22 protein-coding genes are annotated in these 22710 nt (G+C 64.5%); 10 read left to right on the plus strand and 12 right to left on the minus strand.

The window, feature by feature from the left end; genetic code table 11:
* Positions 1-12 precede the first annotated feature (12 nt).
* From JQ627_RS28090 to JQ627_RS28100, 3 genes are read right to left on the minus strand one after another with little or no spacing between them, the layout of a single operon-like run.
* Positions 13-1254, minus strand: a complete 1242-nt coding sequence (locus JQ627_RS28090) for an MFS transporter (RefSeq protein ID WP_212487536.1) — start codon at positions 1252-1254, stop codon at positions 13-15.
* Between the two features lie 30 nt (positions 1255-1284).
* Positions 1285-1521, minus strand: a complete 237-nt coding sequence (locus JQ627_RS28095; RefSeq protein ID WP_212487539.1) for a 4-oxalocrotonate tautomerase family protein — start codon at positions 1519-1521, stop codon at positions 1285-1287.
* Positions 1522-1534: 13 nt separating this feature from the next.
* On the minus strand, positions 1535-2245 hold the full coding sequence (locus JQ627_RS28100; protein WP_212487541.1) for an SDR family NAD(P)-dependent oxidoreductase: 711 nt from the start codon (positions 2243-2245) through the stop codon (positions 1535-1537).
* Between the two features lie 216 nt (positions 2246-2461).
* Here JQ627_RS28100 and JQ627_RS28105 point away from each other — a divergent pair, with 216 nt between their 5' ends.
* Both JQ627_RS28105 and JQ627_RS28110 read left to right on the plus strand, forming a co-directional pair.
* Positions 2462-3385, plus strand: coding sequence for a LysR family transcriptional regulator (locus JQ627_RS28105; protein WP_212487544.1), 924 nt, complete (start codon positions 2462-2464; stop codon positions 3383-3385).
* Positions 3386-3537: 152 nt separating this feature from the next.
* Complete coding sequence (locus JQ627_RS28110; RefSeq protein ID WP_018317399.1) at positions 3538-3693, plus strand: hypothetical protein; 156 nt, start codon at positions 3538-3540, stop codon at positions 3691-3693.
* Here the strand turns inward: JQ627_RS28110 and JQ627_RS28115 are convergent.
* Positions 3662-4117: a hypothetical protein gene (locus tag JQ627_RS28115; protein WP_249143445.1), complete on the minus strand. Its 456-nt coding sequence runs from the start codon at positions 4115-4117 to the stop codon at positions 3662-3664. The two genes, JQ627_RS28110 and JQ627_RS28115, sit on opposite strands and share 32 nt — an antisense overlap.
* A 243-nt stretch (positions 4118-4360) precedes the next feature.
* Between JQ627_RS28115 and JQ627_RS28120 the strand changes: the two genes are divergently transcribed.
* Positions 4361-5290: an aspartyl/asparaginyl beta-hydroxylase domain-containing protein gene (locus JQ627_RS28120; protein WP_212487545.1), complete on the plus strand. Its 930-nt coding sequence runs from the start codon at positions 4361-4363 to the stop codon at positions 5288-5290.
* Positions 5291-5365: 75 nt separating this feature from the next.
* Here JQ627_RS28120 and JQ627_RS28125 read toward each other — a convergent pair whose 3' ends face one another.
* Positions 5366-6193, minus strand: a complete 828-nt coding sequence (locus JQ627_RS28125) for a molybdenum storage protein subunit alpha (RefSeq protein WP_212487546.1) — start codon at positions 6191-6193, stop codon at positions 5366-5368.
* Between the two features lie 13 nt (positions 6194-6206).
* The gene (locus tag JQ627_RS28130) at positions 6207-7019 is read right to left on the minus strand and encodes a uridine kinase (RefSeq protein ID WP_212487547.1); all 813 of its coding nucleotides are present in this window, start codon (positions 7017-7019) and stop codon (positions 6207-6209) included.
* 128 nt (positions 7020-7147) lie between these two features.
* Here JQ627_RS28130 and JQ627_RS28135 point away from each other — a divergent pair, with 128 nt between their 5' ends.
* A complete protein-coding gene (locus JQ627_RS28135) occupies positions 7148-7606 on the plus strand; it encodes a nuclear transport factor 2 family protein (RefSeq protein ID WP_212487548.1) in 459 nt (152 codons plus the stop codon).
* Positions 7607-7681: 75 nt separating this feature from the next.
* On the opposite strand, the gene JQ627_RS28140 is transcribed toward JQ627_RS28135, so the two are convergent.
* The 3 genes from JQ627_RS28140 to galE form a co-directional block, all read right to left on the minus strand.
* Positions 7682-8383, minus strand: a complete 702-nt coding sequence (locus JQ627_RS28140) for a fumarylacetoacetate hydrolase family protein (RefSeq protein WP_212487549.1) — start codon at positions 8381-8383, stop codon at positions 7682-7684.
* 38 nt (positions 8384-8421) lie between these two features.
* Positions 8422-10224 carry an ABC transporter ATP-binding protein gene (locus tag JQ627_RS28145; protein WP_212487550.1) on the minus strand — a complete coding sequence of 601 codons (1803 nt, stop codon included), beginning with the start codon at positions 10222-10224 and terminating at the stop codon, positions 8422-8424.
* A 118-nt stretch (positions 10225-10342) separates the two neighbouring features.
* Positions 10343-11356, minus strand: a complete 1014-nt coding sequence (galE, locus tag JQ627_RS28150) for a UDP-glucose 4-epimerase GalE (protein WP_212487551.1) — start codon at positions 11354-11356, stop codon at positions 10343-10345.
* Between the two features lie 126 nt (positions 11357-11482).
* Here galE and JQ627_RS28155 point away from each other — a divergent pair, with 126 nt between their 5' ends.
* Entirely contained in the window at positions 11483-12520 is a 1038-nt protein-coding gene (locus JQ627_RS28155) for a glycosyltransferase family 4 protein (protein WP_212487552.1), read from the plus strand.
* Positions 12521-12747: 227 nt separating this feature from the next.
* On the opposite strand, the gene JQ627_RS28160 is transcribed toward JQ627_RS28155, so the two are convergent.
* The 3 genes from JQ627_RS28160 to waaF all read right to left on the minus strand — a co-directional run bounded on the left by JQ627_RS28160 (position 12748) and on the right by waaF (position 15458).
* Entirely contained in the window at positions 12748-13146 is a 399-nt protein-coding gene (locus tag JQ627_RS28160) for a hypothetical protein (protein ID WP_212487554.1), read from the minus strand.
* Between the two features lie 378 nt (positions 13147-13524).
* Positions 13525-13824, minus strand: a complete 300-nt coding sequence (locus JQ627_RS28165) for a hypothetical protein (RefSeq protein WP_212487556.1) — start codon at positions 13822-13824, stop codon at positions 13525-13527.
* 566 nt (positions 13825-14390) lie between these two features.
* Positions 14391-15458, minus strand: a complete 1068-nt coding sequence (gene waaF, locus JQ627_RS28170) for a lipopolysaccharide heptosyltransferase II (RefSeq protein WP_212487558.1) — start codon at positions 15456-15458, stop codon at positions 14391-14393.
* A gap of 174 nt (positions 15459-15632) precedes the next feature.
* Between waaF and rfaD the strand changes: the two genes are divergently transcribed.
* The 5 genes from rfaD (at position 15633) to JQ627_RS28195 (ending at position 22612) form a co-directional block, all read left to right on the plus strand.
* Positions 15633-16613: an ADP-glyceromanno-heptose 6-epimerase gene (gene rfaD / locus JQ627_RS28175; protein WP_212487560.1), complete on the plus strand. Its 981-nt coding sequence runs from the start codon at positions 15633-15635 to the stop codon at positions 16611-16613.
* A gap of 12 nt (positions 16614-16625) precedes the next feature.
* Positions 16626-18110 (plus strand): D-glycero-beta-D-manno-heptose-7-phosphate kinase, encoded by a 1485-nt coding sequence (gene rfaE1, locus JQ627_RS28180; RefSeq protein WP_212487562.1) that lies wholly within the window; start codon positions 16626-16628, stop codon positions 18108-18110.
* A complete protein-coding gene (locus JQ627_RS28185) occupies positions 18107-19396 on the plus strand; it encodes an O-antigen ligase (protein ID WP_212487564.1) in 1290 nt (429 codons plus the stop codon). Before rfaE1 ends, JQ627_RS28185 begins: the two co-directional genes overlap by 4 nt.
* Positions 19397-19479: 83 nt before the next feature.
* A complete protein-coding gene (locus JQ627_RS28190) occupies positions 19480-21393 on the plus strand; it encodes an SDR family NAD(P)-dependent oxidoreductase (RefSeq protein WP_212487566.1) in 1914 nt (637 codons plus the stop codon).
* 73 nt (positions 21394-21466) lie between these two features.
* Complete coding sequence (locus JQ627_RS28195) at positions 21467-22612, plus strand: glycosyltransferase family 4 protein (RefSeq protein WP_249143446.1); 1146 nt, start codon at positions 21467-21469, stop codon at positions 22610-22612.
* Positions 22613-22710 lie beyond the last annotated feature (98 nt).

The raw sequence follows: 22710 nt of genomic DNA on the forward strand, positions 1-22710 counted from the left end.
CATCGGCCCGCTTTATGCCTTGCGCGTGGTGAGCGCGAGCCCAAGATCGATCGCAAGCGCGAGCACCACGGCGGCGCCGCCAAGTCCGAACAGGACCAGATAGTCGCCGTCGGTCTGCGCGTAGATCCAGGAGAAGCCGTAGGCGGCCGCAGCCTGGAACAGCGCAAAGCTCGTGGTGGCGTGGCTCCATGTCGCGCGCTGCTGCTCGGTCGAGTGCGGCACGAGCTCGTGAATGCGTCCGAGCACCAGCGGCACGATACCGGGTGTGAAGCCGCCGACCACCACGCTCGACACGATCAGCGAAATCGGCGCGGTGCTGACGGTCGGCAGCAGCACGGCAGCCGCCTCGATCAGGAACGCCGCGCGCAAGGCCGGGCCAAATCCCGAGCGGTCGCCAAGATGTCCGGTGACGAGCGGGCCGATGATGGCGCCGAGGCCGTAGAGCACCCAGTAGCGCGATCCTGCGGCAATGCCCTGGCCGAGGCCGCGCGCCACGAAGTCGATGATGAAGACCATGTGCGGCACCAGGGCCACCGCGTTGAGGCCATACTGGACTAGCAGCGCGCGGACCGCGGGCGAGGCCTGATAGGACTTCGCGTGATGCGAAGGCGAGGCATCGCTCCTGGCCTCCGCAGGCCAGTTCCACCAGCTTGCGATCGTTAGCACCGCCGAGAGCACGCCGAGGCCGTACCAGCTCTGCTGCAAGCCTTGTTGCAGGAGCAGCGGCACCAGCGTGCCCGATGCAGCGACGCCAAGGCCGACGCCGGCAAAGATCACGCCGCCGACGGTGCCGCGCCGAGCGGCCGATACGTGCGGCAGAATGACCGAGGCCGCCAGCACCATGATAATTCCGCCGGTGAGGCCTGAGAGGAAGCGCCAGGCGAAGAACCAGGTGAATGACACCGGGGTTGAGCTCGCGAAGAAGGAGAGGGTGGCAAGCAGCATCATCGCCCGCAGCGCGCAGACTGCGCCGATGCGCGTGGCCAAGGCGCGTGCCGCGAGCGCGCCAGTGAGGTAACCGGCGAGGTTGGCGGCGCCGAGATAAACCACATCGGATGCGCTGAACCACTTTGCGGCGATCAGCGCCGGGATCAACGGCGTGTAGGAAAAGCGGGCGAGCCCAAGTCCGACCAGTGATGCGGACAATCCAGCCACGGCGTATCGCCAAGCCTGCCGCGCGGTCGATTGCGATTCCGATCCCGGCCGCTGATGCGGCCGGGAGTGGTGTCCAGTGTTTGCATTGAGTTCAGTCATGTCATCCTCCTGCGCGCGGTCGCGCACGGATCATCCTGTCTTTGCGGCGCGGCGGCGCCGGAAGTCCTGCACGGGCAGGCCGCCCCAGCCCCAATTGTCGGTGTCGACTTCCTCGATCACGACGAAGGTGGACTCGAGCGGCTTGCAGAGCACGTCGAGCAGGAGCTGGCTCGATCCCTTGATCAGCGCGGCCTTCTCCTCCGCCGTGAGCGACGCCGCTCCCGGCGTCGTTCCTTCGCGGGTCACTTGAATGGTGACGATGGGCATGGTGTTTCTGCGCTCAGTGGCCGGCGCTCTGGCCGCCGTCGACGTGCAGGATCTCACCGGTTACGAAGGACGCACCCTCGAGATAGAGCACGGCATCGACGATGTCGGACATCTCACCCATGTGGCCGACCGGGTGCAGCGCGCCGAGCTGGGCGTGCGTCGCGACCGGATGCATCGGCGACTTGATGATCCCAGGCGACACCGCGTTCGCGCGGATGCCGCGCTTGGCATATTCGATCGCGAGCGACTTGGTCGCGGCGTTCAGCCCGCCCTTGCTCAGCGAGGCAAGCACCGAGGGCACATTGGAATTCGCCTGATCGACCAGCGTGGTCGTGATCTGGACGATGTGGCCAGAACCCTGCTTCTCCATCTCGGCGATGGCGAGCTGCGTAATATTGAAGAAGCCTGCGACGTTGGTGCCCATCACCGCCGCATAGTCCTCGGCCGTGTACTGCGTGAACGGCTTTGCGACGAAGATGCCGGCATTGTTGACCAGCGTGTCGACGCGGCCGAAGCGGGCGACGGCCTGCGCGACCACGCGTTCGGCGGTGCTCCGGTCGGCGATGTCGCCGGGAATGGTGAGGATATCGTCGTCGCCGGACGACTTGACGGAGCGCGCCGTTGCGACGACGCGATAGTTCCGATTGCGAAAACCCTGGACCAGGGCGGCACCGATGCCCTGCGAAGCACCGGTGATGATCGCGACCTTCTGCTCGATACCCATGATAGGCTCCTGTTGTTGGCCTGCGCAGGCCGGCTGCGGCGCAGCGGCTGGCTTGGTCGTTGAGGTACGCCGCGACGGCCCGGCTGCGAATACACGTTGTCCGGCAGACACTGTTACGTGGCGCGAACGAATGCCGGACCGGCCTTTGGCGGCGGTTGTCGCGGCGGGGGCGAACGCCTAGCTTGTCACCGGAATTTGATGGGGCGGCGGGAAGGCATGGATCGTCTGGATGCGATGAAGGTGTTCGTCCTTGCGGTGGACGAGGGCAGCCTGGCTGCCGCGGGGCGCAAGCTCGGCCGCTCGCCGGCGGCGGTCAGCCGCGCCATCGCCTTCCTCGAGAAGCGGGGCGGCGCCGAGCTGCTGCACCGGACGACGCGATCGATCAAGCTGAGCGAGGAGGGAGAGCGCTATGTTGCGATCTGCCGCCGCGTGCTCACCGAGCTGGAGGAGGCCGATGACATCGCGGCGGGACCGCGCACGGCACCGCGCGGCCTGCTCACGATCACTGCCCCCGTGGTGTCGGGAGAGATGGTGCTGCGGCCGATCCTCGATGCATTTCTCGATGCTTATCCGACTGTGTCGGCCAAGCTCCTGTTGTTCGACCGTTCGGTCAATCTGATCGAGGAGGGCGTCGATGTCGCGCTTCGCATCGGTCCTCTCGCGGATTCGGCGATGGTCGCGATGCGGGTCGGCGAGATCAGCCGCGTCGTGGTGGCCGCGCCGCGTTATCTGAAGCAGCATCCGCGCATCACGGAGCCCGGCGATCTCGCCAAGCACCAGATCGTGGCGATGGCGCACCTCCCCAATTCCTGGACTTTTGCGCCGCAGGCCGGCTCATCGGCAGCCAGGACAGTCCAGTTCACCCCGCGGCTCGTCGTCAACAGCACCTATGCGGCGGTGGCGTCCGCTGTTGACGGGCGCGGCGTGGCGCGGATGTATTCGTACCAGGTGGCGGAGCAGGTTGGGCGCGGCGAGCTCGAGATCGTGCTGGCCGGCGACGACGATCCGGAGATGCCCGCGCACTTGATCTGCCCGCAGGGCCGGCTCTCGGTGCCCAAGGTACGGGCCTTCACCGACTTCGCCGTGCCCCGGCTGAAGAAGCAGTTTGCGCTGCTGAAGAAGAGCCTCGGTGCACGCTAGAGATTGCGGCCGTGCGGCGACTGGCATGCGTTGTTTTGCGTATACGGCCGCCGCGCTGAATCGGCGATGGTTCCAAAACGGTTAACGCCGATTTAACGGATGAGTCCTAGCCTGTCTCGGCCGGGGTTACTCGCAAGGCCGAGGTGAGCCCAATGGAAGCCCAGAAGATCGCGGTCGACGCCGTCGTCGCGCTGACCGATTGCGACCGCAGCGCTGTCGTCGCCTTCATCCGCCAGCTCTATCTCGCCGGTGTTACCGACCCCAAGCGCCTGACTTTCAAAGGCCTCCAGGCGCTGTCGCGGGCGTGACCGGCACGCGCGCATTCGAATCTATTGCGCCTTGACGGTCGGATCGCTGATCCGGATCGAGGTGACGCGGTTCTCGCGCACTTCGAAAGAGAAAGGCCAGGGCCTGTAGCCCCAGAGCTCGGTCTTCGTTTGCCGGCGGCAGCTTGCGGTGCAGTTCGCCAAGCACGGCCTTGAGGGACGCCTCCGAGATGCCGACGCCGAGCGCGCCCATGCGCTGGCAGGCAAAGCTGAGTATGTGGGGATCGGGCGGGGTGATGCGCTTACCGGCTTCGACCTTGCAGGCGAACGTCTGGCCCGCTCGTATCCACTGGCCGCGAAGCTCAGGCTCCGGGGTCTTGCCGCCCTGCGGTCGCGACGGAGCGCCTTGGCCGTTCACCGATGCGGACATTCCGAGCAGAAACAGCGCGAGCGCAGAGCCCGCCAACGACCGCCATATCCCCAGACACGCCCCGACTTTCCAGCCCTGAAACCAGGATAGCATGCCGCAAACCGACCGCAACGCCGGGATTGGCGGCGGGTCAGCTACGATTTCAAATTGTGCGCGGCACGGCTCGGAACGTCCCAATCACAACCGGCGGAACAGCCTCAGGATGCACGCCAATATCTTGCAGCTCGGGCCGCGTCGGAGTAGATCACGTCCCCGGCTGGGTCACTGGGGAACGGGGAAATGTTGAAACAGCTTTTTGCGCCGCAACTTGTCATTCTCTATGTGCTTGCGGCCTCGACAATTTACGTTCACTTCCGCGGCAAGCAACGGTTGCGCTTCGCGCGCCAGCTCGGTGATCACTCGACCTATCTCGCGCCCTACAATGTGCTGATGTATGCGGGCTCGGCGGTGCCGAACAGGCCGGTGATCCCCGTCGAGCAGTTTCCGGAGCTTAAGCCCCTCAGCGAGAATTGGGAGACCATTCGCGACGAGGCCGTTCGCCTGTTCGACGAAGGTTTCATTCGCGCAGCAGCGAAGAACAACGACTGGGGCTTTTACTCGTTCTTCAAGAGCGGCTGGAAGCGGTTTTACCTGAAATGGTATGACGACTTCCTGCCCTCGGCGCGCACGCTGTGTCCGAGGACGGTGGAGCTGCTCAACGCGATCCCGAGCGTGCACGGCGCGATGTTCGCGATGCTGCCGCCCGGTGGCAAGCTCGGTGCCCACCGCGATCCCTTCGCCGGCTCGCTGCGCTACCACCTCGGCCTCGTCACGCCGAACTCGAACAAGTGCCGCATCCTGGTCGATGGCGTCGAATGCGTCTGGCGTGACGGCGAGGCCTTCATGTTCGACGAGACTTTTATTCACAGCGCGGAGAATGCGACTGACGTCAACCGCATCATCCTGTTCTGCGACGTCGAGCGCCCGATGAAGTACGGCTTCATAACCGCGATCAACCGCTGGGTCAGCCATCACATTGTCAAGGCGTCGGCGACCCAGAATGTCGATGGCGAGAGCGTCGGCGTGCTCAACAAGGTGTTCGGCAAGCTCTACGAGATCCATCTCGGCAGCCGCAAGGTCAAGGAATGGAACCGCAACGTGTACTACACGCTGAAGTACTCGCTGACGGCGCTGATCCTCGGTCTGATCGTGTTGTCGGCGCTGCGGTGAGCGTGTTGTCACGTTGCAAATGAAAAGCCCCGGAGCAAGCTCCGGGGCTTTGTCTTTACGGGCCTGACCGCACTGTCACGCAGGCTTGGCGCCAGTGTTGATGATCGAGCCGACATGCTGGCCGCGCAACGCCGCGGAGATCCGGCCGGGAACGAGGCCGTTGACGACCTGCACGCGCCCGATGTGCCGCGCATTCGCCATCACCTCGAGCAGTGCAGGATCGAACGGCAGCGTGCCCTTCAGCTTCGCAAGCTCAGAGAAACTCGTCTCCTTCAGCAGCTCTGCCTTCTTGCCATCGACGCCATTAGGATCAGTGCTGTAGACGCCGTCGACGTCCTCCACGATCGTGAGGGCCGCGGCCCCGAGCGCGTCGGCGAGCAGGAACGCGCCGGTGTCGGCGCGATGCAGCGGGATGCGCGCGGTCGGGAATTCGTGATGGTGATAGGGCGGGAAGGCGCTGCCGACGACCGCACGCGCCGCGCTGAGGTGGATCGCGAGCTGGCTCGCGATGGTTGGGTGCTCGACATAGGAGACACCTTCCGGCGCGAGCAGGCTCGCAAGGATGTGACCGTTCTGGCCGGCCTCGCTGGCGGCGAGCGGCGCCAGCGAGCCGACTGGCAGGCCGAGGTCGAGGCCGACACTGTAGAGGTGCCGCGCACGAATGCCGGCGCCGGTCAGGATGAGCAGGCGATGCTCCGGCAGCAGTGCGCGCAGCTCGTCGACGAGCGGAAGGATCGCATCATGACCTCGGTCCATGATGCGGCCGCCGATCTTGATGACCTGCAGCCAGGGCAGCAGCTTGATCGGGCGATTGCCGGCGACGGGGCGGGTGAGATCGCTGTCGAGCAAGGTCTGGCGCGCGAGCGGCGAGGCGACGTGCTTGATCTGGTTGGTGTCAGCCATGACGGTGCGCCCTTCAGCTCGCGGTGATGATGGTGCCGACATGCTCGCCCGCGAGCGCGCGGGTAAGGTTGCCGGGGACGAGGCCGTTGATGATCTGCACCTCGCGGACGTGGCGCGAGGCGTTGAGCAGATCGAGCACCGGGAATTCGAGGATCGAGTCCTGAAGGCCCTTGGCCTTCATCTCCGCCACTGAGATCTTCGGGATGAAGGTCGCGTTCTTCGACGTCTTCGGGTTCGCGGTGTAGAGGCCGTTCTCGTCCTTCACATAGATCATCGCCTTGCAGCCGAATTGCTCGGCCACGAGGAAGCATCCGGCATCGGTGCGATAGGGCGGGATCACACCCTCGGCTGCAGGCCGCATCCACAGGCTATAGGGCGGCATGCCGCTGAAGATCACCGCGTTCACCTCGGCGAGGAACAGCGGCACGGACGACAGTCCGGCGCTGCTGACGGCGGAGATGCCGTGCTTGGCGAGCAGCTGCCCGAGCATCGCGGCGTTCTGGTCGGCGACCGAGGCGCCGAGCTGCGAGAGCACGCCGGCCGGCAAGTGAAGCCCGGCCGCGATCGAATACAGATGCCGCGCGCGGGTGCCTGCGCCGGTTCCGATCAGGAGCTTGTGCGCCTTGCGGGCGGCGACGATCTCCTCGACGACCGGATAGACCGCGGCCCGGCCGCGATCGATCATGCTCTGGCCGCCGATCTTGATGACCGTGGCGTCGGGCAGGATCCGGAAGTCCGCTGCTTTCTCCGCTGCTGCGACCAGCTGCGGGTCGGTGAGCGAGCGCTGCATCAACAGCCCCTCGAGCTCCGTGATCGTGTTCGACATCCGAGACATCCTCTCGCTTCTTGATGCGGTCTCTGCGGCGGACCCTCCGGCCCTCGCGAATCTTGCTGCACTCTTCGGTCCATGGCAACAAGGTCGCCGCGCTTTAGCGGCCAAACATGGAGCAGGCAATGGCCCCGTTGCCAGTTGCGAACACCGAGACCGTGCAATTCTTCCGCGCGTGGCTGGATACCTTCTCAGGCTATGTCCGCGAGGTCGACTACGCCTCGGCGAGACCGCTCTTCCATCCGGATGTGCTGGCCTTCGGCACGCACAACGATGTCATCCCCGGCCTCGACCAATGGGTCTCGACGCAGTGGGACAACGTCTGGCCGAGGACGGCCGACTTCCGTTTCGTGCTCGAGCAGGCCTCGGTCCTGGCCTCACCTGACGGCACGATGGCGACCGTGATCGCGCCCTGGACGAGCACGGGCTACCATCCCGACGGCAGCGCATTTCCACGCCCCGGCCGGGCGACGATGGTGTTTTCGAGGAATGGCGATGGCTGGCTGTGCGTGCATTCGCACATGTCGCTCAATCGCGGTGTGCCGCAGGCGAGCCATGCCAATCGGCCGGTGAAGGCCTGGTAGATCGCGATCACATGTTCGACATGCAAAAGGCCCCGGACACGTCCGGGGCCTTTCGATTTTCAGTCGTTGCGCAGCTTACTCAGGCTGGCCGATGTTCACCTTCAGCGTGCCGACGCCGTCGACGCCGCATTCGAGCTTGTCGCCTGGCTGGAGCTGCGACACGCCGGCCGGCGTGCCCGTCATGATGATATCGCCGGCGGCGAGCTTCACCTGCTGCGAGAGCTGCCAGATGATCTCGGGCACGTTCCAGATCAGCTCGGTCAGATCGCCCTTCTGGGCTTCCTTGCCGTTGACGGTGAGCCAGATCTTGCCCTTGGCGGGATGGCCGATCTTCAAGGCCGGCTGCACTGCGGAGCAGGGGGCCGAGCCGTCGAACGACTTGCCGATCTCCCACGGACGCTCCTTCTTGCGCGAGGCGATCTGAAGGTCGCGGCGGGTGAGGTCGATGCCGACGGCGTAACCGTAGACGTGGTCGAGCGCCTTGTCGGCGGGGATGTTGAGGCCACCGCTCTTCATCGCGACGATCAGCTCGACCTCGTGATGCAAATCCTTGGTCAGCGGCGGATAGGGAATGGTGGCGCCGTCGGGCACCAGCATGTCGGCGTGCTTGGCGAAGAAGAAGGGCGGGGCGCGCTCGTCATTGCCCATTTCGCGGATGTGCTCGAGATAATTGCGGCCGACGCACCAGATGCGGCGCACGGGATAACGGCCGCTTTCGCCAATGACGGGAAGCGAAGCCTGGGGCGGAAGCGGGATGACGTAGGAGGCGGCGTTCATGGAGCGGTCTCGCTGCTCTTGGTGGGGTGAAGGGAACTCTATGCGGTTGCGCTGATCGGCGCCAGAGCACCGGCATCGTGATGCTGCAGGCGGAAGAACGAGGCGTAGCGGCCGCCGCGGCGCAGCAGCTCGTCGTGCCGGCCCTGCTCGACGATCTCGCCGCCCTCGACCACCAGGATGCCATCTGCGTGCATGATGGTGTGCAGGCGGTGCGCGATCACGATCGTGGTGCGGTTCTGGCAGAGATGCTCGATCGCTTCCTGCACCTGGCGCTCGGACTCCGAATCGAGCGCGGCGGTGGCTTCGTCCAGCAGGATGATCGGCGCGTTCTTAATCAGCGCGCGCGCCACCGCGATGCGCTGGCGCTGGCCGCCGGAGAGCTGCGTGCCGTGCTCGCCGACCGGCGTGTCGTAGCCGAGCGGGAAGCCCATGATGAAATCATGCGCGCAGGCGGCTTTCGCGGCATCGACGATTTGCTCTTCGGTCGCGCCTGGCTTGCCGAAAGCGATGTTGTTGCGGATGGTGTCGCGGAACAGATAGACGTCCTGCCCGACATAGGCGGTCTGGGCGCGCAGCGACTTGCGGGAGACCGCGCCGATCGACTGGCCGTCGATCACGATGTCGCCTTGCGTCACCTCGTAGAAGCGCAGCAGCAACCCCAGCACGGTCGACTTGCCCCCGCCCGAGGGGCCGACAAGCGCTGTGACCCTGCCGGGCTCGGCCACGAAGCTCATGCGGTTGAGCACGGTGTCATTCGAGCGATAGGAAAAGCTGACGTCGCGCAGTTCGATGCGCGCGTCGGACAGCTTCAGTGCCGGCTTGTCGTCGTCGGAATACTCGCTGGCCGGGCTGTCGATGATCTCGAGCAGCATGCGCGCGCCGACGAGCTGGCTGTTGAGGTCGATGTTGAGCCGCGCCAGTCGCTTGGCCGGCTCGGTCGCCATCAGGAAGGCGGTCATGAAGGAGAAGAACGCGCCGGGCGTGGCGTTGAGCGCGACGACGCTGTAGCCGCCATAGAGCAGGCAGCCGGCGACCGCGAAGCCGCCGAGCATCTCCATCAGCGGGTTGGAGCGGTTGGCGACGCGGGCCATCTTGTTGGCGTTGCGCTCGACGATCGCGATGTTCTCGTCGATGCGCTTCTGCATGGTGTCTTCGAGCGTGAATGCCTTCACCGTGCGGATGCCCTGGAGCGATTCCTGCATCGTCTCCAAAATGTCGGCGGTGCCGGTGAACTGGTTGTAGGCGAGGCCCTTGATGCGCTTGACCAGCTTGCGCAGCACCAGCATCGCCGGCGGCACCGCGACGAGGCCGATGAACGACATCAGCGGATCCTGCCACACCATCACGCCGATCATGGCGAGCAGCATCAACAGGTCGCGCCCGACGGCGTTGACCAGCATGTTGAGGACGTCGGTGATGGATTTGGCGCCGGCCGTCAGGCGCGCCAGGAATTCCGACGAATGCCGTTCGGAGAAGAAGCCGACGCTCTCGCGCATCAGTTTTGCGAAGAGCTGGCGCTGGTTGGTGGCGAGGATCGCGTTGGAGATCTTGGTCAGGATCACCATGTGGCCGTAGGTCGCCACGCCCTTGATAAAGAGCAGGATCACCGTGAGCCCTGAGAACATCGCGATGCCCGGGACGTTCCTGTCGACATAGGCCTGGTTGATGACCTGGCCGAGCACGTAGGTCGCGCCCGCGGTCGATCCGGCGGCAAGCGCCATCAGCGCGAAGGCGACGAGGTAACGCCGCCAGTAGACGATCCCCTGTTCCGTGACCAGGCGGCGAATCAGGATCGCTGCCGTGTAGGGATCGTCGGTGATTTTCTTTGGAAACTGGGCCATCCGGTGTCCATTGACGGGGCAAGCAAGAGCCTGCCCGCGCGTCAGGGATCGAAGGGCCTCTGTGCCCGCTAAAGCCGCGCTTTTCAAGCCCAATTAAGGGCTTGCGCCGGGATGGAATCTAGGCCGAGGCGGCGTGGCGGAGCTCGCCATGGCGCTCGCGGAACAGCTTGTCCTCCCAGGCCAGCGCATGCGCTGCGATGGTCTCCAGGTCGTCGTATTGCGGCTTCCAGTCGAGCAGGCTGCGGATGCGGCTGGTGTCGGCGACCATGGTCATGATGTCGCCGGGCCGGCGCGGGGCGTATTGCACGGCGAAGCTGCGCCCCGAAACCCGGCGCACCGCGTCGATGGTCTCCAGCACCGAATAGCCGCGGCCATAGCCGCAATTCAGCGTCGTCGAGGCCCCGCCGTTGCGCAGGTAAGCGAGTGCCGAGCGATGGGCCTGCGAGAGGTCCGTGACGTGGATGAAGTCGCGGATGCAGCTGCCGTCCTGGGTCGGATAGTCGGTGCCGAACACGTCGATCTTGGCGCGCTGGCCGGTCGCGGCCTCGACGGCGATCTTGAGCAAATGCGTTGCGCCGACGGTGGCCAGCCCGATGCGCGCCTGCGGATCGGCGCCGGCGACGTTGAAATAGCGCAAGGTCACGTATTGCATGCCGTAGGCGGTGGCGACGTCGTGCAGCATGATCTCGGTCATCAGCTTCGACGAGCCGTAGGGCGACAGCGGCCGCGTCGGCGCATGCTCGGGGACCGGCCCCTGGTCCGGATTGCCGTAGACGGCGGCGGTCGAGGAGAAGATGAAGCGGCCAATGCCGCGCTTGACCGCGACGTTGAGCAAATTGCGCGCGGTCATGAAGTTGTTGCGGTAGTAGCCGAGCGGGTCGCGCATCGAGTCCGGCACCACGACGGAGCCCGCGAAATGGATGATGCTCTCGATGTTGTGTTGGGCGATCACGCCCTCGACCAGGTTCTCGTCGCCGGCGTCGCCAATGAACAGCGGCACGCCCTCCGGCAGATAGGCGGAGAAACCGGTGGAGAGATCGTCGATCACAACGACGTCCTCGCCGGCTTCCACCAGCGCGAGGACCGTGTGACTTCCGATATAACCGGCGCCGCCGGTGACTAGCACAGTCATGATCTCACCCGTCTTCGATCAACGCGCCAAGTTAACGTTTGCGCGGTGAAGAGGGGGTTTCGGCGCAGCTGAACTGGTCACTATGCTTAATGTTGCGTATAGGGGGCCAACGAAGCGGAGCATGACGTGGCGAATTCCCCGGGCGATCTACAGGTGATCGTGCCAAATCTGCACAGGCGCTATTCCGGGGTCACCGCGACCAACCGGATGGTGGCACCGCGGCTGGCCAAGCTGTATCGCGCCGCATGGTTCGGTTCCGATGCGCCGGAGGGGATTGCGCGCCTGAGCGCTGCGGATTTCCTGAAATTGTGGCGCCGCAAGCAGCCCTTGATCTGGCACGCGCGCCGCAACAACGAGATGATCGCGGGTGTCTTGTTGCGCGCGCTCGGCTGGCCATTGAAACTGGTCTTCACCTCGGCGGCGCAGCGGCATCACAGCTGGATCACGCGCTGGCTGATCCGGCGCATGGACGCGATTATCGCGACCTCAGATATCTCGGCCTCGTTCCTGAAAGTGAAGGCGACCGTGATCCCGCATGGCGTCGACACCGAAATCTATGCGCCGCCGACAGATCGCGCCGCGGCGTTCGCTGAAAGCGGATTGCCCGGCGGCTACGCCATCGGCTGCTTCGGCCGCGTGCGTGCGCAGAAAGGCACGGACGTGTTCGTCGATGCGATGTGCCGGCTGTTGCCGCGCTATCCCGATTGCGCCGCAGTCATCGTCGGCCAGGTCACGCCCGAGCAAACTCCCTTCGCCAATGACCTGAAGAAGCGCATCGAGGCCGCTGGCCTGCAATCGCGCATCGTCATCACCGGTGAGCTGCCGATCGAAGCGGTGCAGCGCTGGTATCAGCGGCTGACGATCTATGCCTTCACCTCGCGCAACGAGGGATTTGGCCTGACGCTGATCGAGGCGATGGCCGCCGGCAGTGCGCTCGTCGCTGCGCGCGCTGGGGCGGCCGAGCTCGTCGTCGAGGATGGCGTCACCGGCGTGCTGATCCCGACAGGTGATGCCGATGCGCTGGCTGCGGCGCTCGAGCCGCTGATGCGCGATGTGGCTGCGGCGACGGCGATGGGCGAGCGCGGGCGGGCGCGGGTGCTCGAACGATTCAGCCTCGATGCCGAGGCGGCGCGGATCGGCGAGGTCTATCGTCCGCTGCTCTGAGCCCGCTTCTCGGGGCCGCAAACAAAAATCTCGCAGAACAACCCCATGCACAGTAGCCGGTGCCAGCGGAATCAATGGCTTGGAGACGTGTGCATATTTTATGCGGATTTTACGAAATGAGATTGACTCGTCGGGCAAAACACCGGCATGATGTCATCATCGGCACAGCCTCGACGGCCTCCACCTGGATCGTCCATCCAGGTTTCTTCAAGCTCTGGCGGTCGGCTTCACATTGGGCAGCGCACATACGGCATTTGCACCGGCACCGGCTCCTTGGAGCTGAGCGTGATGTTATTCTCGCCGGAGAATGTCAGATCGAATGTCACGTCTGAAATCGCGACGCCGTCCGAGCACGACGCGATCAGTCGCATGTTCGGCCCGTCTTCGCGCAATGATTTGACGGTGCATTTTTCAAATGTGCCGGTGATTTGCTTTCCCTGGACGATCAAGCCGCCGGCGTGGAGATCAGCATCTTTCTTGAAGGCAAGCCTGTTGTTCTCTTTGGTGAATATGTCGCCACAGGCCGAGGCGTCGATTGACCAGGCTCCGTTCAAATCCGCAGCCTGTATCGAGGCCGATTGCGTCACGAGAAGTAATGCCGTCACCAGGGAATTGAAGGTCTTCATGAAACTCTCCGACTAAATGGGCAATGTCGCTGAATCAGCCTCTTCGACGCCGAGGAGGCGCAGTAAGACGTGGTCCTTCGTATCGGTCCTGAGCAGCGTTTAGTTGCGATGAACTGGCGAACCTGTTGTTGATCCAGGTCAAAGGACCTGCAGAGCACTCGTCCTACGGCCGGGTGCAGCGTAACACGATGGCGAGCGCGCCCTGTTAGAATCAGACAGGTCGCCGAACATATCCGGCGGCCTCCGCGCTTGCCGTGGTTGGCGGGGCGGCGCCCCGGCTGAAGCGCGATGGGATCAGGATAAATCGTCATCGCGCCTCAGGATATTGCTTGAGCACGATGTTCCCGGAAAACGGCTTAGCGCTTTCCGGATCAGGCTTCAGAGATCGATGCTGACGGCGATGTTGCGGCCCTTAAGCTCGGCAATCTTCATTCCTTCAGCCTGCACTTGCGCGAACTCCGGGTCATTTGCCACGGCTTCCTGCACTTTGCCGTAGACTTCCCAATTGGCGTAGCGCGTCGAGACCAGCAACTCTCCTGCCCACTGGCCAGTGTGGAAGCGGGAGAGCCGAAGAAATTCGGCGCCATGCTTCTCAAAGATCTTCTTTGCTTGTCTGACGATCTTGACCATGTCCTCGGGTTTGTCGGTCTTGAAGCGGGCGAATTGAACGATCGGCATGAGTTACCTCCATCGTTGTGTAAACTGTCCAAGAGGCATGTATCGAGCGACGTTTGAGGAGTTAAACCTCCGTTCGCATCTCGATGAGGATTCGTCTTGGCCTACGTGATCCTGGTTCACCCTCGACAAGTGGCAACGACGCTGCCCTTTCTGCGCCGTGCGCTTGGATGTCTTTGCGCTTGGGTGTCTTCATTGCCGATGACCGGGCGTCCGACTGGCACGGCCGTACTCTCCTCATTACAGCCGCTGCCATCGTGCGGCCGCGCGCAATGCCCGGTCGAGACCTCCGCAAGCCATGCCGGCTTCATCAATCGACCAGCCGTTCTTGGAGTTGCGCATCGTCTGGTACTTCGGCGACATGTGCGTGACGATGTGCCGATGCCGTGAAGGCGAAAATCGAGGCGGCGAGAACGACGATGGCAAAATAGGCCGTGTTTGATGATTGTCATGAATGGGACGGCCCGGATACGGGCCGTCCAGCGGCTGAGGCGATGTGCATCAATGATGGCTCAATAGTCGCCTTTCGGGAGTCAAGCGGTCCCGACTAAAGCGCGATGAGATCGCGCTTAGGTTGTTGTTTGAGCATGATCCCCGAGTACCCGCTGCGCAATTCCCACCACCTCGGACGCCGCGATATCCCGCATGCAGCGGTGGTCGTTCATCCGGCAGATCGTGCTCTGGCAGGGCTGGCACGACAGCACGCTCTTGTCCTGGACCACGGTCGCGGCAAGGCCGTTGAGGGGGGCCCAGAGATAGGGGCTGGTCGGGCCGAAGATGCCCATGGTCGGCGTGCCCAAGGCGGCTGCGATGTGCATCAGGCCGGAATCGTTGGAAATGGCGACGCCGGCGGCGGCCATGGCGAGGACGCCATTGCGAAGGTCGTTGCCCGTGAGGTCCCGCACCCCCGGGCCACCCGCCGCGACGATCTCTTGGGTCAGGCCTTTTTCCGCGGGGCCACCGACGACCCAGACTTCCAGCCCACGCTCGACCAGCAAGCGGGCTGCCTCCGGGTAGTAGGGCCAGCGCTTTGAGACACCGACCGAGCCGGGGGCTAGCGCGACGGCGGTGCCGGCGCTGAGGCCATTGGCCTGCCGCCAGCGGACGATCTCGTCGGCCGGGACCCGCAATTGCGGCACCGGCCATTCCGTCGGCAGCGGTGCGCCGTCGGGCTGCGCCAGGGCGGCATTCTTGTCGATGAAGCGGGGGAGCTTCCTTTCGCCCCAGCGCCAGCGGTTGAGCAGGCCGAACCGGAACTCGCCGACGAAGCCAACCCTTTCAGGGATGCCGGCCAGCGCCGGTGCGATGGCAGCCTTCCAGGTCCTCGGCAGGACCAGCGCGGTGCCGTAGTTCCGCTCGCGCAGGAGTTTCGCCAGGCCGAGCTGGCGGCCCACGGCGAGCTGGCTGCGCGGCAGGTCCCAGACGATCCCTTGGCGCACTCCGGGCATGTAATCGACCAGCGGCGCGCACAGGGAGGTGGTGAGGAGATCGACCGGCCGGTTGGGCCAGCGCTCGTTCAAGACCCGGACAACGGTATGATTCCGGACGAAATCGCCGATCCACATGTAGGGGATGATCAGGATCGGGCGCGTGTCGCTCCGATCTGCATCTCCCCTAAATTGCGAATCTTGATTCATTTGTTAATGGGACCGGGGCCGTGCTGATTGTGGCGGTTCGGTTACCTGCTCCAGGCCGGCAGGTAAAGCCGGGACAGCGCCCGATCCAAAACCGCTTACACTTTGGCGGATCATGCGCTAGGGCAGGACCGGGCCGTGAAATCGGGCAGGACAAAACCTGGCAGGGTAGGTGGAATGTTGCTGGTGACCGGCGGGGCCGGTTTTATCGGATCGAATGTCGTGGCTGCGCTGAACGAGGCCGGCCGCAGCGACGTCGTGGTCGGCGACCTGCTCGGCAGCGACGGCAAATGGCGGAACCTCGCCAAGCGCCAGCTTGTGGATATCGTCCCGCCGGCCGAGCTGCTCGGCTGGCTGGAGGGCCGCAAGCTCGAGGCCGTGATCCATCTCGGGGCGATTTCCGAGACCACCGCGACCGACGGCGACCTCGTGATCGAGACCAATTTCCGCCTGTCGATGCGGCTGCTGGACTGGTGCACGGCGAATGCGGTGCCGCTCGTCTACGCGTCCTCGGCGGCGACCTATGGCGACGGCGAGGCTGGCTTCGACGACGACGCCTCGCTGCCGGCGCTGAAGAAACTGCGGCCGATGAATCTCTACGGCTGGAGCAAGCACCTGTTCGATCTAGCCGTCGCCGAGCGCGTCGCGCGCGGATACAAGCTGCCGCCGCAATGGGCGGGACTGAAATTCTTCAACGTGTTCGGCCCCAACGAATACCACAAGGGTTCGATGATGAGCGTGCTGGCGCGCCGCTTCGACGATGTGAGGGCGGGCCGTGTCGTGCAATTGTTCAAGTCGCACCGCGAGGGCATTGCCGACGGCGATCAACAGCGCGATTTCATCTTTGTCGACGACGTCGTGCGCGTGATCATGTGGCTGCTGGCGACGCCATCCGTCTCCGGACTCTTCAATGTCGGCACCGGCAAGGCGCGCAGCTTCAAGGATCTGATGTTGGCTGCCTATGCCGCGCTCGGCACCAGGCCCAACATCGAATACATCGATATGCCCGAGCAGATCCGCGGCAGCTATCAATACTTCACCCAGAGCGAGGTCGATCGCCTGCACCGCGCCGGCTATAACGGCGGCTTCACGACGCTCGAGGATGCGGTGAAGGCGTATGTCGGGGATTACCTCGACCGCCCCGACCGCTTCCGCTGAGGTTTCAGGATCATGGCGACCCCCATTCTCGATTTCGATGCACTTGCGCAAGACATCGCGCGCCGCACGGTGCTGTGCATCGGCGACATCATGCTGGACGAGTTCGTCTATGGCGAGGTGTCGCGGATCTCGCCGGAAGCGCCGACGCCGGTGATCGTGGCCCAGCGCAGCGAGATACATATCGGCGGCGCCGGCAATGTCGCGCGCAATATCGCGTCCCTCGGCGCGCGCTGCATCTTCGTCGGCCTCGTCGGCGAGGACGATGCGGGCAAGCGGCTCGGCTCGGCGCTGGCCGAACATGTCGGCATCGAAAGCGTGCTGGTGTGCGACCCGTCGCGGCCGACGACGCGCAAAGTCCGGTTCGTGTCCGAGCATTTCTCCACGCACATGCTGCGCGCGGATTGGGAGCAGGCGGTGCCTGCCTCCGATGACATCGAGAGCAGGCTGATCGAGGCGATCGTGCCGCAGATCGTGCGCGCCGACATCGTGCTGCTGTCCGACTACGCCAAGGGCGTCCTGACCGCACGCGTGATCCGCCACACCATCGATGCGGCGCGAAAACTCGGCAAGCCGGTGATCGTCGATCCCAAGAGCCTGAACTGGGCGATCTATCGCGGCGCCACGCTGCTCACGCCCAATCGCAAGGAATTCTCGGAGGCCACACGAAGTCGCGCCGACAGGCCGCAGAGCATCGTCGACGCCAGCGAGGACGTGATGCGGCTCGCCGATTGCGAGGCGATCCTGGTCACGCAAGGCGAGCACGGCATGACGCTGGTGCCGCGCCACGGCGAGGCGGTTCATGTTCCCGCTTTCCCGACGAAGGTGCGCGACGTCTCCGGCGCGGGTGACACGGTCGCGGCGGCGCTCGCGGTCTCGCTTGCCGCAGGCGCGGACTGGGATACGGCGCTGCGCATGGCTAACGCCGCCGCCGCCGTCGCCGTCGGCAAGCGGGGCACGGCCAGCGTGAGCGCGGCCGAGCTGCGCCGAAAGATCCTGCCGCATGCCTATCTCGCGGCCGAGGAGAAGATCGTGCTCGAGCCGGGCGCGCTCGACGCGCAGCTCGCCGAGTGGAAGAGGCAGGGCCTGCGCGTCGGCTTCACCAATGGCTGCTTCGACATCCTGCATCCCGGCCACGTCAAGGTGCTGACCGCGGCGCGCGCGGCCTGCGATCGTCTGATCGTCGGCCTCAACAGCGATGCCTCGGTGCGCCGGCTGAAGGGCGCCGATCGCCCGGTTCAGGACGAGCGGGCGCGTGCGGAAGTGCTCGCGGCGCTCGAAGCTGTCGATCTCGTCGTCCTCTTCGAGGAGGACACGCCGATCGAGCTGATCACCCGGATCAAGCCGAGCGCGCTGATCAAGGGCGGTGACTACACCCGCGAGCAGGTGGTCGGCCACGAGGTCGTCGAGGCCGCCGGCGGAACGGTCGTTCTGGTCGACATCCTCCAGGGCTTCAGCACGACCGCACTGGTTCATCGCGCGCGGGGAGGTGGCAAGTGACGACGCTCGCAGGCGAGACGACTGTCCAGATGCTGCGGCGGCGCTTTCGGAGCCCGGCGGCGTGGTGTGAGGCGGTCGACCTGTTTGCGATCCTGACCGTGGCGTCACTGCCCTGGTCGACCTCGCTCGCGGCGATCTTCAACGTTGCGTTCCTGCTCTGCATGGTGCCGTTTCTCGACGTCCGCGCATTCCTGCAATCGCTGAAGCGCCCGATTGCAGCCGCGCCGATCGCACTGGTCCTGCTCGCACTGGCGGGAACGCTGTGGTCGGATGCGGCCTGGGGCGCGCGCCTCTATGCGGTCAACCCGACCGTCAAGCTGCTCGTGCTGCCGGTCTTCCTCTATCATTTCGAGCGCTCGCCGCGCGGGCACTGGATATTCATCGCGTTCCTGGCGTCCTGCGCGCTATTGTCGGTGATGTCGTGGCTGGTCGCCTTCTATCCTGGCTTGTCGCTGAAACCCTATGATCCCCTCGAGCGCGGTATCTTCGTCAAGAACTACATCGACCAAAGTCAGGAATTTACGCTGTGTGCAGTCGCGCTCGCTTATCCGATCGTGATGCTGCTGCGCGAGAAGCGTGTCTGGCTCGCCGGGTTGCTGACCGCGCTTGCGCTCAGCTTCTTCGTCAACATGGCTTTCGTGGTGGTGTCGCGCACCGCGCTCGTGACCGTACCCATCATGCTCGGCGTGTTCGCGATGCTTCACCTCAAGTGGCGCGGCATCGCGATCATCACCGCGGCCCTCCTTGCCGGGGCAGTTCTCGCGTGGCAGGCCTCGCCGCAATTGCGCAAGACTGCCGATACCTTCGCCAGCGACTATACGCGTTATAAAGAGAAAGGCGAGGCAACCTCACTCGGCCTGCGGCTTGAATTCTGGCGGAAATCGCTCGGCTTCTTCGCGGAGGCGCCGATCAAGGGGCACGGCACCGGCTCGACGCGCGGATTGTTCGAAGCGGTCGCGACGCCCAGCGGCCACTACCAGGCCTCCGCCGAGGTGATCGGCAATCCACATAACCAGACGCTGAACGTCGCCGTGCAATGGGGCGTCATTGGCATTGCCGTTCTCTACGCGATCTGGATCCTGCATCTCCTGTTGTTCCGCGGCGACGGACTGGCCTATTGGGTCGGCCTGCTGGTTGTGGTGCAGAACGTCTTCACCTCGCTGTTCAACTCCCATCTGTTCGACTTCCACGAGGGCTGGATGTATGTCATTGGCGTCGGCGTCGCCGGCGGCATGGTGATCCGGGCACAACAGGCCGAGGCGAAGGTAGGGGAAGCCGGTTCTTGAACGGCCGAGCGGCTGGCAACTCCTGCAGAGATGGGCTATCAGCGCGGTCAGGTTGCAATCACTGGATTATCATCGGTCGGCGGATGACGCGTCTTTCGCATCTCACTTTGCGCAATTTCATAATTGCGATCCACGACCTGCTGGCGACCACGGCGGCGCTGTTCGTCGCTTTCTATCTGCGATTCGAGGGCGGCGAGGGATTCTTCGACCGCCTGCCGCTGCTGTTCCTGATCCTGCCCTACTTCCTCGCTTTCAGCATGGTCGTGTTCTTCGTGTTCAACCTGACCACGACGAAATGGCGCTTCATTTCGCTGCCCGACGCGATGAACATCATCCGCGTCACAACCGTGCTGACGGTTGCCCTCCTGGCGCTCGACTACATCTTCGTCGCCCCCAACGTCCGCGGCGCCTTCTTCCTCGGCAAGGTGACCATCGTCCTCTACTGGTTCCTTGAGATCGCCTTTCTCAGCGCGCCGCGCATAACCTATCGCTATTTTCGCTATACGCGGGTGCGTCGGCATGCGCGGGGCGAGGATGCCGCGCCGACGCTGCTGATCGGCCGCGCCGCGGACGCCGAGGTGCTTTTGCGCGGCATCGAAAGCGGGGCGATCAAGCGCATCTGGCCGGTTGGCGTCTTGTCGCCGTCGAGTTCCGATCGCGGTCAATTCATCCGCAACGTACCGGTGCTGGGCGGGCTTGACGATGTCGAGGACGTCATCGCCGACTTCGCCAAGCGCACCAAGCCGATCGCGCGCCTCATCATGACGCCGTCGGCGTTCGAGCCGGAGGCGCATCCGGAATCGATCCTGATGCGAGCGCGCAAGTTAGGGGTGATCGTCAACCGCATGCCATCGCTGGAGAGCGGCGATACGCCGCGACTCACGGCCGTCGCGGTCGAGGACCTCCTGTTGCGGCCGAGCGAGACAATCGACCATGCGCGCCTCGAAGCCCTGATCAGGGGCAGAGCGGTGATCGTGACCGGCGGTGGCGGCTCGATCGGTTCCGAGATCTGCGAGCGGGTCGTCGCCTTCGGCGCCGCGCGTCTTCTGATTGTGGAGAATTCCGAACCCGCGCTCTATGCGGTCACGGAAGCGCTCGCTGCGCACAGCGCTGCGGCAGAGATCGAAGGGCGGATTGCCGACATTCGCGACCGCGAGCGCATCATGCGCCTGATGGCCGAGTTCAAGCCGGACATTGTATTTCACGCTGCCGCGCTCAAGCATGTGCCGATCCTCGAGCGCGACTGGAGCGAGGGTATCAAGACAAACATCTTCGGCTCAATCAACGTCGCGGATGCGGCCCTTGCCGCCGGCGCCATGGCAATGGTGATGATCTCGACCGACAAGGCGATCGAGCCGGTGTCGATGCTCGGCCTGACCAAGCGCTTCGCCGAGATGTACTGCCAGGCGCTCGATCACGATCTTGCCGCAGGCAGCGGCGGCGCCAGGCGGCCGATGCGGCTGATCTCGGTTCGGTTCGGCAACGTGTTGGCGTCGAACGGTTCGGTGGTGCCGAAGTTCAAGGCCCAGATCGAAGCCGGCGGTCCCGTGACTGTGACGCATCCCGACATGGTCCGCTACTTCATGACCATCCGCGAGGCCTGCGATCTCGTCATCACGGCGGCAACGCATGCGCTCGGCGCCGCGCGTTCGGACGTTTCGGTTTACGTGCTCAACATGGGCCAGCCGGTGAAGATCGTCGATCTCGCCGAGCGCATGATCCGTCTCTCCGGTTTGCAACCGGGCTACGACATCGAGATCATGTTCACGGGCATGCGGCCGGGCGAACGCTTGCATGAGATTCTGTTCGCCTCCGAAGAGCCGACCCGCGAGATCGGTGTCGCCGGCATCATGGCCGCGCAGCCGAATGAGCCGCCGATGCACACCTTGCGCAAATGGATCGCAGCGCTGGAGCAGGCGATTATGCGCGACGATAGCGCCACCATCCGCGCCATCCTAAAGGATGCGATCCCGGAATTCGGGTCGACTGCGGCTTGACCATGCAGTCTCAAGGCAAGATCGTCGTCGCGAGCCAGCATTACCCGCTGATCCGCGCACGACCGCGGCGATCATGGCTGAGATCGCCTGCCGCGTTGCCGTCGACCACGAGGTCGTCGTGCTGTCGGGCTCGCCCGGCGAATTGCCGGCGTCGCAAACTGGCCCAGGCAAGCCGCGCGTGATTGCCATCAAGAACCGGAGGGGAAAGGCCGCGCTGGTGCGGCGTGGATTGTCCGAGCTGCTGTTCGCGGCGCGCACATTCTTCGCACTGATCCGGGAATTTAAGGCAGGGGACGTCGTGCTCACCGTCACCGCACCGTTCATGCTGCCTTATGCGGTGGCGGCGGCAGCAAGATACAGGGGCGCGCGCTCAGCGCTGATCATGCACGACCTCTTCCCCGACGTGCTGGTGATGGCGGAAATCCTGAAGCCCGGCTCGTTCGTGACGCGGACGATGCGTGCGGCCAACAGCCTGATGTTTCGCGCGCTCAATGCCGTCATCACCATCGGCCGCGATGCGGAGCGGCGGCTCTTGAGCTATTCCGGCATGACGCGAAACAAGATCCGCTTCATCCCGAACTGGGCGACGCTCGTACCTGCGGCAGGTCCCCTGTCGCAGGACAATCCGTTCCGCAAAGCGCTTTCCGCGCACTTCGTTGTCGGCCTGTCGGGCAATCTCGGCTTCACCCATGATCCAGACATCGTGTTCGAGGCGGCACGCCTTTTGAAGGACGAGCCGGACATCCACTTCCTGCTGTCCGGATGGGGCATCGGCTTCGAGCGGCTGAAGCAGTTGCAGGCCGAAGCGAACTTGCCGAATGTGTCCTTCGTGGCGCGGGTCGAGGTTGCCGAGCTTGAGGCCTTCCTGGCGGCTGCCAATCTCTGGATCATTCCGTACCGGAAGGACGCGGCGGGGGTGTCGGTGCCGAGCCGGTTCTACAATCTGCTGGCGGTCGGCCGTCCCGTGGCGCTGATCTCCGAGCCGGAGGCCGAGGCTGCGTTGACGGTGGTGGAGAACGGGCTCGGCTGGGTCGCGACGCCGGGCCGCGCCGATCAGCTCGCAGACGCAATCCGCGCGGCATCCCGTTGCGACGCCGCCGCCATGGCCGAACGCGCGGTGAAGGCGGCAGCGAGATTCGACCGGACGACTGCGATGAATGCCTATGCCGGGCTGGTCGACGAATTGCTGCGCAACCCCGATCTGGCGGAGCAACGATGAGCGAACGAAAAGCCGGTCGTGTTGGTGACAGGGGCGAGCGGCTTCGTCGGCCGTCATGTCGCGCCTGAGCTGGCGCGCTAAGGATGGTCGGTCCACCG

Origin of the sequence: Bradyrhizobium liaoningense, assembly GCF_018130785.1 — a bacterium.
Lineage (GTDB): Bacteria > Pseudomonadota > Alphaproteobacteria > Rhizobiales > Xanthobacteraceae > Bradyrhizobium > Bradyrhizobium liaoningense_A.